At 58.1% G+C, this 12,830-nt stretch carries 11 protein-coding genes; 5 read left to right on the forward strand and 6 right to left on the reverse strand.

The window, feature by feature from the left end; all coding sequences use genetic code 11:
• Positions 1-105 precede the first annotated feature (105 nt).
• Positions 106-2,739: an ABC transporter permease gene (locus OHL21_RS05885; protein ID WP_263416319.1), complete on the forward strand. Its 2,634-nt coding sequence runs from the start codon at positions 106-108 to the stop codon at positions 2,737-2,739.
• Positions 2,740-2,765: 26 nt separating this feature from the next.
• On the opposite strand, the gene OHL21_RS05890 is transcribed toward OHL21_RS05885, so the two are convergent.
• The 3 genes from OHL21_RS05890 to OHL21_RS05900 form a co-directional block, all read right to left on the reverse strand.
• Positions 2,766-3,578: a slipin family protein gene (locus OHL21_RS05890; protein ID WP_263416320.1), complete on the reverse strand. Its 813-nt coding sequence runs from the start codon at positions 3,576-3,578 to the stop codon at positions 2,766-2,768.
• A 647-nt stretch (positions 3,579-4,225) separates the two neighbouring features.
• Positions 4,226-5,308 carry an NAD(P)H-dependent flavin oxidoreductase gene (locus tag OHL21_RS05895; protein ID WP_263416321.1) on the reverse strand — a complete coding sequence of 361 codons (1,083 nt, stop codon included), beginning with the start codon at positions 5,306-5,308 and terminating at the stop codon, positions 4,226-4,228.
• 299 nt (positions 5,309-5,607) lie between these two features.
• Positions 5,608-6,405: a DUF899 domain-containing protein gene (locus OHL21_RS05900; RefSeq protein WP_263416322.1), complete on the reverse strand. Its 798-nt coding sequence runs from the start codon at positions 6,403-6,405 to the stop codon at positions 5,608-5,610.
• Positions 6,406-6,968: 563 nt separating this feature from the next.
• Here OHL21_RS05900 and OHL21_RS05905 point away from each other — a divergent pair.
• From OHL21_RS05905 to OHL21_RS05920, 4 genes are all read left to right on the forward strand, one after another.
• Entirely contained in the window at positions 6,969-7,337 is a 369-nt protein-coding gene (locus OHL21_RS05905; protein ID WP_263416323.1) for an ArsR/SmtB family transcription factor, read from the forward strand.
• Between the two features lie 5 nt (positions 7,338-7,342).
• On the forward strand, positions 7,343-7,801 hold the full coding sequence (locus OHL21_RS05910) for an SRPBCC family protein (RefSeq protein WP_263416324.1): 459 nt from the start codon (positions 7,343-7,345) through the stop codon (positions 7,799-7,801).
• Between the two features lie 65 nt (positions 7,802-7,866).
• On the forward strand, positions 7,867-8,379 hold the full coding sequence (locus OHL21_RS05915; protein WP_263416325.1) for a DinB family protein: 513 nt from the start codon (positions 7,867-7,869) through the stop codon (positions 8,377-8,379).
• A gap of 303 nt (positions 8,380-8,682) precedes the next feature.
• A complete protein-coding gene (locus tag OHL21_RS05920; protein WP_263416326.1) occupies positions 8,683-9,144 on the forward strand; it encodes a cupin domain-containing protein in 462 nt (153 codons plus the stop codon).
• Between the two features lie 9 nt (positions 9,145-9,153).
• Here the strand turns inward: OHL21_RS05920 and OHL21_RS05925 are convergent, their stop codons facing one another.
• The 3 genes from OHL21_RS05925 to OHL21_RS05935 all read right to left on the reverse strand — a co-directional run bounded on the left by OHL21_RS05925 (position 9,154) and on the right by OHL21_RS05935 (position 12,749).
• Positions 9,154-11,703 (reverse strand): ABC transporter permease, encoded by a 2,550-nt coding sequence (locus tag OHL21_RS05925; RefSeq protein WP_263416327.1) that lies wholly within the window; start codon positions 11,701-11,703, stop codon positions 9,154-9,156.
• A gap of 231 nt (positions 11,704-11,934) precedes the next feature.
• Positions 11,935-12,276: a DUF6632 domain-containing protein gene (locus OHL21_RS05930; protein WP_263416328.1), complete on the reverse strand. Its 342-nt coding sequence runs from the start codon at positions 12,274-12,276 to the stop codon at positions 11,935-11,937.
• Positions 12,277-12,281: 5 nt separating this feature from the next.
• Entirely contained in the window at positions 12,282-12,749 is a 468-nt protein-coding gene (locus tag OHL21_RS05935) for a VOC family protein (protein WP_317889963.1), read from the reverse strand.
• Between the last annotated feature and the right edge of the window lie 81 nt (positions 12,750-12,830).

Raw genomic sequence — 12,830 nt, forward strand, 5'->3', positions numbered from 1 at the left:
ACGCTCGAGGTTCCACTCTTCCCATAGAAGTTCGAGTGGTGTACTATTTTCTCCCATAGAAGTCCGAGTGGAGACCACTGGTCCATAATTCATGGAGGTGTCCGGATGAGCTGGCGTCGCTTTTTCCGTCGCAAACGTTCCGACTCCGAGTTGCAGCAGGAGATTCGCGCCTATGTCGAAGCCGAAACGGAAGAGAACGTCGCCCAGGGAATGCCTCCGGACGAGGCACGGCGCCGGGCTCATATCAAATTCGGCAATTCCCAGCGCATTCGCGAAAAGCTTTGGCAGCAGAACACTGTGGCTGCAATCGACCATCTCTGGCGCGATCTGACATATGCAGCCAGAACGCTAAAACGGACTCCTGGATTTACAACGATTGCTGTCCTCGTCATGGCTCTGGGTATCGGGGCCAATGTGGCGCTGTTTACCGTGGTGCGCCACGTTCTGCTCAATCCTCTGCCGTTTTCCAATCCGAACCAACTGGTTGCCCTGGATGAGCGCTCTCACTCGGGCAAGACAGACAGTGTGGCCGCCGGAGATTTCTACGACTGGCAGAGCGCATCCCATGGCTTTCAGCAGATGGCGATCTGGCGATGGAGTGGCTACAACATTTCGGGGGATCGCAACGAGCTTCCGGAGTTCCTTCCCGCAATGACATGCTCCTGGAACCTGTTCACCACTCTTGGTGTGCAACCAGCGGTAGGACGGCTGTTCGTCGCCGCGGACGATACCGACCAGGGAGGCCTTACTGTTGTCCTTTCGTGGAATCTCTTCAAACGCCGCTTCAATGCGGACCCCTCGATCCTTGGAAAGACCATCCGGCTTAATACGTTCTCCTATACCGTCATCGGTGTACTTCCGCAGAGCTTCAGCTTTCCCGATCCGAAGGTCCAGTTGTGGATTCCCTATCACAAGGGAACTCCAAGCGTCATCCAGCATAGCCACTACAGCCATAGCGCTCACGTTCTTGCACGGCTCAAGCCTGGCTATTCCTCATCGCAGGCGGTTCAGGAAGTGCAGGCAATCCAAAAGGGCATCTTCACACGTTTCTCGGGCACGGGTCCGGTCAGCTCCGAGGTCGTCTCACAGCCACTGATCGACGACGTTGTCGGGGACACCAAGGCTCCGCTCTATCTCCTGATGGCCGCCGTAAGCTGTCTTCTGCTCATCGCCTGCTTGAATCTGTCGAACCTGCTGGTTGCGCGGGCAGTCGCGCGCCGTAGAGAGATGGCGGTGCGATCGGCACTGGGTGGAAGCCGCATCCGCCTGATCTGCCAGCAGATTACGGAGTGCATCCTGATCTGCACCGCAGGCGGCATCCTCGGCATCGTGCTCGCGCATGAAGCTGTCCGCTGGCTGACGACCTACTGGCTCAATCTGCCACGTGCGGAAGCGATTCATATCGATGCGATCGTCCTCGCCTTCGCCCTTGGAGTGACTGCTTTCGCAGGAGCGGTGTCAGGAATTCTGCCGGCCCTGCTGTTCACGGATGCCAATGTCTCCACCGCACTGCAGGACAGCGCCAGAACAGCCGGCAGCTCCGCATCCAAAGCTTCGTTGCGCAAAGGACTCATGACGGTTGAGTTCGGAATCACCGTCGTTCTGCTGATCTGCGCCGGACTGCTGTTCAAAAGCTTCCTTCAGCTTGGCGCCGTCGATCTCGGCTGCACCACCCGCAACGTCCTCACTATGCGTTACTTTCTACGAGGGCAAACTTATTCCAAGCCGGATCAGGTGGTTTCATTCCAGCAACAGCTTCTCGACCGTGTCCGCAACCTGCCCGGTGTGGCCGCGGCCGGAATGACGAATGCAGTCCCAGGTGAGGGGCCGTACGGCGAGATGACCTTCACCATTCCCGAGCATCCGCCGCAGCCCCCCGAGAAGCATGATTCTGCCCTCTTCCGCACAGCCGATCCGGGCTATTTTCAGGCGCTGCAGATTCCGCTGCTCGCAGGCCGCTTCTTCACTTCGGCCGAACGGCTCAACAACAGCAGTTTCGTCATCATCAACCAGAAACTCGCGCATGAGTTCTTCCCCAATGAAGACCCTCTGGGAAAACATCTGGCTGTAAGCTGGCGCAGCCCCTCGGCTGAAAAGCTGGAGATCGTCGGCATCGTCGGCGATACCCGCCATCGGCTGAATGAGTCCGTCCAGAGCATGATGTGGTTCCCCATCCTTTCCGGAGCACCCGGCATCACTGCGGAGACAGCGCTTGTCGTACGATCCACCACCGATCCGGCGCCGCTTTCCATTCCCATCCAGAAGGCCATCGCCTCTGTTGATCCAGACCTTCCCGTATCGAATGTCCTGACCATGCAGGAGGTACTCGGCCGATCCATCGCCAATTCCAGCTTTGAGACCAGCCTGCTGGGAGCATTCGCCGCGCTCTCACTTCTGCTTGCCTCGATTGGATTATTTGGAGTGCTCTCTTACCTCGTCGCCCAGCGGACAAGCGAGATCGGCATCCGCATTGCCTTGGGTGCGCGGCGGGAACAGGTGCTTCGGCTGATCCTGACCGACGGTTTGCGACCGGCACTGGTCGGCCTGGCGCTTGGACTCTGCATCAGCGCCGCTGTGACACGCAAAATCCAGTCGCAGCTTTACGGAACCCATCCCCTCGATCCAGTTGTTTTTGGTCTGGTTGCGATCGTACTTTTACTGGTCGCGGTGGCCGCCTGCACTGTTCCCGCATGGAGGGCTTCACGGCTTGATCCGATCAGAGCATTGCGAATTGAATAGCGACCGCTCGTGTTTTCTCAAGCTCATCACCGAGCCCCCGGACTCGAGGCAGTGGGCTGCCCTTGCAGCGGATCGACGATACCCGCTTTTGCGATCAGACCACCCAGAAGGTCAAGTGGAAGCGGAAAGACGACGGTGGTGTTCTTTTCAACTCCGATCTCGACCAGCGTCCGCAAATAACGGAGCGTGATGGCGCTGGGCTCACGGCTCAAAATGGCGGCTGCTTCAGCCAGTTTGGTGGATGCTTGAAACTCACCTTCGGCCGCAATGATCTTTGCTCTTCTCTCACGCTCTGCCTCTGCCTGAGCGGCGATGGCTCGCTGCATCTCCTGCGGAAGATCTACCTGCTTTACATTGACGCGCGTTACCTTCACGCCCCACGGCTCGGTATGTTCGTCCAGGATGGTTTGGAGCTTTGTGTTAAGCGTCTCGCGTTGCGATAGCAGATCGTCCAACTCTACTTCGCCAAGCACCGACCGCAGGCCCGTCTGCGCGGCCTGCTCCACGGCAAACCGGAAGTTCTCGACTTCTATGATGGCCTGAACCGCTGCGACCACTCTGAAGTAGACGACTGCATTTACCTTCAAAGAGACATTATCTTTTGTGATCACATCCTGGGGCGGAACCACCCATGTCACAACACGGAGCGATACCCTGACGATCCTGTCGATCGGCCAAAGAATAAGAACGATACCTGGACCCCTCGCATTTTTCCTCACACGGCCAAGCCGAAACACGACCCCACGTTCATACTCTGGCAGAATGTTGATCGATTTGACGATCCAGACCAGGAACAGGAATCCGAAAACCACTATTGGAACGACAGTATTGTTATTCATGGCATTGTCCTTCTAACGAACTTCAAGCTCAGCCGTTCGTTTCACCACGCATTCAAACCGGACAACATCATAAGCCAGTCCAGGTGGGATATTCGGGTCCCAGGCGAACTTGGTATGGCTGAACCGGGTGGGAGCAGCGGGGTCCCGGCCAGCTTTGCCGGATGGGTAAAGGTGTGGGCTTTCAGCCACGGTCTATCGGCTCAGCATAGAAATAGGCTTTCAGCAAGAAGATGTATTGAGCGCTGAAGGCGCGTTGTATACCAGCCTGGGGCAACGCCCCAGGTGCAGAGATAGGGAAACGGTAAGAGGGCTGAAGGCCCGATCTATAATCCCCAATCGTCACACACGAAACGGTTCGTGAAACCGTTGTTCGCCTAGAGCATTTCCCCTTTACTGGGTATCCCGGAAGAGGAGTGCAGCAGCACTTTCATTGCGGAAAACGCCCATAGATGCGGAAACCTACACGACACCTACATGGAAAATGTGCCTATCGAAACGATACGGTCGGCTTGAAGGCTCTTAATATAGAGCGGGCCTTCAGCCCTTTAACATGTTGTGGGCGCCTGAAACCTAGGGCGTTGCCCTAGGCTGGTATAGGTCGCGCCTTCAGCGCTCAACACATCTTCGACTCTGTACGAAAACTTCGTTTACCGATTCAATCTCACCGCAGCCCCATCCACTAGCGCCTGTAACAGTTCGTGCACATCGGAACACCGTGCGAGATTCGCACTCTGGCCCGCCCATAGAGCCAGCAGCTCCGCGTTGCCGGCCTTCTGTGCAGGGATTGCGAGGTTGCGCATCAGGCTTCGTTGCAGCGGGTACGGCAGTATCTCCGTTCCGGGACGATTCATCTGCTGCATCAGGTCGTTCTGGATGCCGCGTGCGAGCCTTCCGGTAAATCCCCTGGTCAATCCCGTACGCGCGGCTCTTCCACTGCGGATCGCTTCGCGATGCACCGGATGCGCACCGGACTCCTCACAGGTCAGAAACACTGTTCCCATCTGCACGCCCTCCGCACCAAGAGCGAAGGCGGCCGCAATGCCGCGTGCATCGGCGATGCCTCCGGCGGCGACGACGGGGATGCTTATCGCATCGACCGTCTGCGGCACCAGCGAGATAGTGCCGGTTAGCGAATCCTCTGAGGAACGCAGGAACGAGCCACGATGTCCTCCTGCTTCAAAACCGGAGGCAATCACCACGTCCACGCCTGCCTGTTCCTGGGCGATGGCCTCATCCACCGTGGTCGCCGTGCCCATGATCACGATCTTCTGGCGCCGTGCTTCGTCGAGCATCTCCCTGGGCGGAATGCCAAAGATAAACGAGAAGGCTGGAACCTTCGCATCCAGCACGGCGCGCATCTGGTCTTCAAACCGTATCGGCTTGTACAGAGTAAAGACAGGCGCATCTCCGCCAAGCCGTTCGATATGAGGCACAATCGCCGAAGCCGCCCGCTGGAACTCGGCTTCACCGGAGGTCCATGCGCCTTCGTCCTCCCGCGAAACCCAGAGGTTCATCGCAAAGGGCTTCGAGGTCAGAGAGCGGATCTCCGCAATGACATCGGTGATCGCCTCAGGCTCCATGGCATGCGCGCCGAAAGAACCAAGCCCGCCGAAGTTCGAGACACCGGCGGCGAGCCGTTGCGACGAGAAGCCGCCAAGTGGTCCCTGGATGATTGGATACTCAATTCCCAGCAAGCTGGAGACACGGGTCTGATTCCACAGTCCGGACATGATCAATCTAAAGATACGGCTATTTATGATCGGCTGCCTGGCTGCCCCTGACGGAGTTAGGGATAAAGACTGGCGAGCCTTGCCTGTTTGGGTGAGAGCAGCGGGCTTCAGCCTGGCTTCAGCCCGCTGATAAAGCGTTAAAGAAAATGGGCTTTCGCCCTGGTCTGCTCTCTGAATCAGGAAAAGCCCAGGGCTTAAAGCCCGCTTCTTTTTCACGTTGATAAACCGCGGGCTAAAAGCCCGGGGCTCCCACCCGGTTCGAGCTACGCTCGAAACTATCTACTCACCCTGTTCCTGCTTCATCTCCGCGCTCGCCTACGGAAGGCTGCTTCGCCTGCTTCCGATACCTGAACCCACTTCTCGTTCGGCGCGGCTTCGGCAGCGTAGGTGTCATGCCAGTTCCACCACTTATACGGCGGAGTCTGCGGATAGCCTTCGGGTGAATCCTCCCACACCTCCTGCCGGCCAAGAGGTGTGATGTCGAGGTAGCTCCATACCGTTCCCATGGCCTCATCGCCACGATTGTTGATGTAGTAGGTGCGGAAGATCTTCTCGCCGTCGCGGATGAAGACGTTGTGGCCGTGCCATTCATCTACACCGAAGTCCTTATCGAAGCTGTCGGTGATGGTGTACCAGGGCATCTCCCATTCCATGCGCTTCTTCAGGCGGGCAATATCTTCCTGCGGCGCCCGCGAAGCGTAGACGAGCGTCGTATCGCGTGCATTGAGATGTGCCAGATGACCAACCTGATCGGCGCCCAGCGAGCAGCCGCGGCAGGCATGCTCGGGCCAGCCGAAGACTCCTGCTTCGTAGAAGGCGCGATAGACGATCAACTGTCTGCGGCCCTCGAAGAGATCGAGCAGGCTCACCTTACCTTGCGGGCCTTCAAAGGTGTATGTCTTCTCGACAGGCATCCACGGCATCCGCCGGCGCTCAGCGGCCAGCGCATCCCGCGAGCGGGTAAATTCTTTTTCCTTCACCAGAAGCTGCCGCCAGGCAGCCTCCCATTCCTGCTGCGACACGGTTGGAGGTGTCTTCATCCCGCGCAGCTCTGTTTCCCCGCTGCCGGTTGTCTGCGTTTTCCCTGCTGTGCTCATCTGTGTGTCTCCCTTTGTTACTTCCGTTGCGATCCTTGAAATGATCTTGATGGAAAGCTTGCCCAGGCTGAGAGTGACAAGTCTGACGTGATTCGTCGGAGATTGGTCGTATGCGTATTGCTTTCTTTACCCGGGTGCCCCATTGCGACACCGGGGAGAATCGATAGATTTTGATTTCTGGGATAGTCCAGACTGCGGCTGAAACTGGTGGGAGCAGCGGGGTCCCCAACCAGCTTTGCTGGATGGGGTGTTCAGCGGGCTTCAGCCCGCTGATAAAGACGTGAAAGTAAATGGGCTTTGGCCCTGGGCCTTCTTTGGCCATCAGGAAAAGGCCCAGGGCTAAAGCCCATTTCCATATTGAGCCATTAAACCGTGGGCTGAAAGCCCACGGCTCCCACCAGTTCGAGCTTCGCTCGAATTACCCACTCACGCTTCGCGTGAATGGGGCACCTGGTGCATGGACTATCTCCGATATGTCGATTCACCCCGAGGGTGGGCTAGGCATACCCAAACATTCTCACCCCATTTGACATATTCCTATATGGGAATATACCGTTCTCCTCATGGCAAGAGCGAGCACCACTTCAGACGCATTCAACGCAGTCGCTGAACCTCGCCGGCGCGAGATTTTGAGTTATCTCGCTGGAATCGAACGGCCGGTGGGCGAGATTGCGGAGGCGCTCGGTCTGGAACAGCCGTCGGTCTCAAAGCATCTGCGCGTGCTGAAAGATGTCGGACTGGTCCGGATGCGTTGCCAGGGCCGCCAAAAGCTGTACCGCACCAACGCCGAAGCAATACGGCCGCTGCACGCGTGGGCCGCAACCTTCGAGCGCTACTGGCAGCACCAGTTGACACGCGTGAAGGCACGCGCCGAAGCTATGGCTCGCCAGGGCTCACCGCAATTGGATTTGTCGAAATCTAAGGAGAAATAGAGATTATGATGCCCACTGAACAGTCTCTCGAAAGCCTGACCGTCACCATCAATCAGGAGATTCACGTCGAGGCTCCCATCGATGTCACTTTTGCAGCGCTGCTGGAGCAATTAGGCCCCGGCAACGAAACCCCCGACGGCAAGTCTCTCAACATGAAGATCGAACCGTGGCCGGGCGGACGCTGGTACCGTGATCTGGGCAACAACAACGGACACTTCTGGGCCAACGTGCAGGCGATCAAGCGGCCTTCCCTGCTTGAGTTTTCCGGCCCCTTGTTCGCATCGTTCCCCATGGTCTCAAACGTGCAGTATCGTTTGAGCGAGGTCAACGGAGGAACCCTGATCGCCTTTCGGCACAGCGCACTGGGCTTCATTCCCGATGAAGTGAAGGCAGGGATGGATAAGGGCTGGGCCGGCATGCATGAAGGTATTCGCAAACTGGCCGAGGCTGCCGCACGCAAATAGCAGCAGCGCTCATCTCGATCTCAATTACCGTATCGATGCAGACCGGAAAGGAAAACACCATGTTGATGGCAGAATCCCTACTCGCAGAGTTTGAATCGCAGGCTCCAGTCACGCGGAAGTTTCTCGAGCGCCTCCCAGAAGACAAGCTCACCTGGAAGCCCCACGACAAATCGATGACCGCGGGCCAACTGGCCTATCACCTTGCCTTCGTGCCCGGAGGAGTTGTCCAGGGCGCAGCAAAGGACCAGATCCCGCCGCCGGGCTTCCAGTTCCATCAACCCGCAAGCCGGCAGGAGATCCTCGACACCTTCGATCAGAGCATCGCTACTGTGCGCGAGGTCCTGCCGAGCTTCGATGATGCGACGATGAATGCGACCTGGCGCATCGTTGACGGCGACAAAGAGATCGCCGCCATGCCCCGCGTCGCCTTCCTGCGCAATATCATGCTCAACCACTGGTACCAGCACCGCGGCCAGTTCTGCGTCTACCTGCGCCTGCTCGACGTTCCCGTCCCTTCGAGCTGGGGCCCAAGCGCCGACGAGCGCTCCGCGCTCCAGCCAGAACTCCAAAACGCATAAATTCCGCGCCACGGCAGTGATTCGGTACAAAGCCGGATCACTGTCGTGAGTGAAGGTAATGACGTATCGCCGAGACAAAGGTATTCGAGCGAAGCTTGAATCGGGTGGGAGCCGTGGCTTTAAGGCCACGGCTAAAAGCCCATTTACTTTTACACTTTTATCAGCGGGCTGAAGCCCGCTTCTCCCATCAGCTTCAGCCATGCTCTGTCAATGGAATTTGTCGATACACACTAACCGCCTGCAGACTTGCGGCTCACCCAACAGTAAAAGTATTCTGAGTCCCCGCTCTGGAAGCGGTGACCTATGGCGAAGATTATCTGTGGCGTAGCAGTACTGTTGTTTGGATGTGGGATCGTGAATGCGCAAATGGCAGCTTCTGCAGCATCACCTCCTGCGGCGGCACAGAACCCGCTGGCGAGCTCCGGTATCTTTCCGTACGACCAGATGACGGTAAGGAAGACTGCCAATGGCACTGAAAGCCGAGACGCCTTCACGGGAACCCTGGCTACAGGAGAAACGATCGCTGTGCATGAGTCCATGCAGCCGGTGGGGACACCGCCAGTGGAGCTTCACAGAATCGGACATTCCGAGCTTATCGTCGTGCAGGAAGGCACCGTGGCATTCGAACATGATGGCAAAGAGGAGCGGGTAGGCCCAGGCGGTTTGGTGTACGTCGCCCTGGGGACCATTCACAGAATTAAGAATGTTGGCGATGTACCTGCCAAGTATGTAGTCATCGCGATTGGCGGCGACACGAAGAAGTAACAGCTGGAATCACTCTGTACGAAGCGCTCGTATCGGATCGACCTTCGATGCCATCCTTGCCGGAATCACACTGGCGACAAGCGCACTCAGGATCAGAGCCGCGGATGCGAGCAGGAAGATCGCCGGGTCGTACCCACTTACCTGATAGAGCTGGGATTGCAGATAATATCCACTCAGCAATGCAAGCGGAGCTCCCAGCAGGAGACCGGCTGCGGTTTGCAGCAGAGCTCCGCGCAGGATCATCCCCATCACCTGGCCCCGGTCCGCGCCGAGAGCGATGCGGAGACCGATCTCCGGGACTCTGCGCGCGACGGCATAGGCGGTGACTCCGTAGAGACCAATAGACGCAAGCAGCAGCGCCAGTCCGCCGAAGATGGCCGTCAGCCGGACGACCAGTTGCCTCTGCGTAAAGGAGTTGCTGAGCTGATCCTGATAGGTCGTAATGCGGGGGATCGGAATCCCGGGATCGACCTCTTCGATGGCATGACGCATGGCCGCCGCGGCAGCCGCAGGATCGCCGTTGTAGCGGACGATGATGTTGCCTGCGAAATGTTTGAACTCTGCCGCTTTATTCGATTGGTCAATGATGACGGCGGAGTACGGTTCGTTATTGAAGGTCGTAGTCTGCGACATCGGGATGAAATACATGGGGTCGGGGCTCTTCGACGGATCTCCATACTTGGCGTCGTCGACCACACCCACGATCTCGTATTCCTGGGTCATATCCACGCCGGGACCGAAGTGCATGCCGAGCGCCGGAGCATCCTGCAGCACCCGGTGAACGAACTCGCGGTTCACGATCGCCACATGTCGGCTGCCGGCGTTGTCATGTTCCGTGAATGCTCTGCCCTGCAACAGCGGGGTGCCTATCGCCGTGAAGAAACGAGGACTCACCAGGGTATAGCGGGCGGTCACCTCTCGCTCAGGATGCGGCCCGGCGACATTTACCCCCGTCGCCCATCCCATGAATGTCATCGGACCATAGGTCGCATAGGCCATATCATGCAGCGTTGGAACCGCCGCGAAGCTTTGTTCGAGGTGGCGATAGAGTCCTTCGAGCTGCGGATAGGTGTATCCGGCGGCCGGGAGATCGATGAAAGCAATCAGGCGGCCTGTCGTCTCGAAACGAAGATCCTGATGTTCAAGGCGCTGCAGACTGCGGAGGAACAGGCCCGCGATACTGAGCAGCGCCACCGAAAGCGCCGTTTGCAGGATGACGAGCGCGCGCTGCAACCCGCCAGAGTTGCCAGTGGCACGATTGGCCGCGCGAAGTGCATCCGCAGGATCCGCGTTGGAGGCGATGAAGGCAGGAGCGACGCCAAACAGGATGCCGGTCATCGCCGAAGCAATGATGGAGAATGCGAGCACCGGCCACGAAGGCAGCGGAGAGAGCGGCACGATGGACACACCGCGCATTGCCAGCGCCAGCATTCCCTTCACGCCCAGATAGGCCACGCCGATTCCCATCACTCCGCCCATCAGCGCAAGCAGCATGGCCTCGATCAGCATCTCCCGCACCAGGCGCACCCGCGAGGCGCCCAGGGCGGCGCGGACGCTCAGCTCCTGCCTGCGGGCCACGCCGCGAACCAGTATCAGATTGGCAAGATTCGCACAGGCGATCAGCAGCACGAAGGCCGCGGTCAACTGCAGCATCAGCAGGCTGCTCTCATAGCTGTCGCGCAGTTCGTTGATGCCGTCGGAGGCTGGAGCGAGTTCTGTCGTCTCTCGCGCAATCTCCGCGACCGTGTGACCCGACCGGACATCCGGATTGGACATCAGCCATGCGGTCAACCCGGCGCGAACGGCGCTCTCGACGATGGCTACGTTCCTCTTCTCGGGAATGCGCAGCATGATATGCAGCCATTGGCCCTTCGGTGCTTTGTAGAGCTTCCGGGTGGGATTGAAGATGGGTTCCTGCGCCATCGGAATCCAGACTCCCGGCGGGTCGCTCATATTCCGCTCGCCGAGAAAGTCCTTCTGCGCAATGCCGACGATGGTGACCGGATGTCCGGTCATGATCACCGTGTCTCCGACGATGCCCGGATCGCCATGGAACTTCGACTTCCAGATCGCATAGCTGATGACGGCGGCAATGGGAGCGTCCTCGCGGTCATCGTCCGCGGTCAGCAACCTTCCGGCATAGGGAGTTACTCCAAGCACCTCGAAGTAGTTGCCTGCCACATGCCGGATGTCGAGCGGTTGGGCGTCCGTGTCGCGCTGGCGATGCGCACTCACTTTGGCGGACCCCGCCTGCATGGCTGTCATTTCGGCCATGCTGCCGACTCGCTCGCGCATCGTCCGATAGATGTCGTAGGAGAAGATGCTCCAGTGTTTTTGATCTCCCCCGCCGATGCAGCATTCGATCTCCTTCCCGACCTTATACAGCTGCTCCGGATGCTGCACGGGCATTGCTTTAAGAATGACCTGATAGGCCAGCGTGAAGATCGCCGTTGTGGCACCGATGCCCAGCGCCAGAGTCAGCAGGGCTGTCGTCGTAAATCCGGGCGAACTCCTGAGTCTCCGCATTCCATGACGGACATCCGCAACCAGGTTGATCATCACGCTCTCCATTTGAAACCGAATCAGACTTTCCAGAAAGCGACAAGCAAGGAAGAGGCCATCCATTCAATCCGGAAAGGAGCCTGTTTGCCGATACCTGTGAGTACGAATCAATTCCCGGCGTGTCCAGTATCGAAATCAGTGTCCGATAGTGAACACCTGCCTACATCCTCCCTGACCGGGTGCCCCACCCAGTGGGGGAGGATATGACAAAAACGGTCGCGCAGTTGTTTACGAGCCAGCAGCTTGTTCGCGGGGAGCAAGCGCGAGAAGCGCCACACCTATCAGGATAAGAACAGCGACGCCGATCAGTTCACCACGCGCCACCATGTGGCGCATGGCCTGCGTCCCCATCAGCGCGGCATGGGCCAGACTTGACCAGGCCGTGAACGCGATCAAACTGCGATGTGCGGAAGGATTACGAGCCGCGATCAGAAGGAAGATCCCAAGAGTGACGTAGAGAGACAGCATCATGGAGAGCGCCGGTTCCTCCCGTACAAAGATCACCATGGGATAAACCAGCGCTACGAAAATTACTCCGACCACGACCAGCACAATCTTCAGAGCCTTCATGCCAGTCAGTTGCCCCGTGCAGCGGCTTCCAACGCAGAGATATCCAGCTTGATCATCCCCATCATTGCCTCCATGCCCTTGGGATGGTTGATCAACTCGCCTATATGGCTCGGAACAATCTGCCAGCATAGACCGAAGCGGTCTGTCAGCCAGCCGCAGGCCATGGTCTTCCCTCCGCCTTCCAGCAACTTATCCCAGTAGGTGTCGATCTCCGCCTGGGTCTCACAGCGGACGAAGAACGAGATCGCCGGTGTGAGCTGCTGTGAGGGGCCGCCGTTCAGAAAGACCATCTCCTGCCCTTCGAGCTCGATCGTAATGGTGGCCGTCTTCCCCTCAGGCCAGGGGCCCGTCCCTTTCGAGCGCAGCTCATCGATTTTGCGTGCGTGGGGGAAGACACCCAGGTAAAACGCTGCTGCTTCTTCGGCGTTGTCATTGAACCACAGGAAAGGCGCTACTTTGTTCATGGCAGGCATGTTAGCAGAACCCCTGGCAAAGCAGGTTTGATAACACGATAATCCGGAATTTCCGTTTCTCCTGTGGACATTGCACAGGAG

The sequence above is a fragment of the Terriglobus albidus genome, from assembly GCF_025685425.1.
In the GTDB taxonomy this organism is placed as follows: Bacteria; Acidobacteriota; Terriglobia; order Terriglobales; family Acidobacteriaceae; genus Terriglobus; species Terriglobus albidus.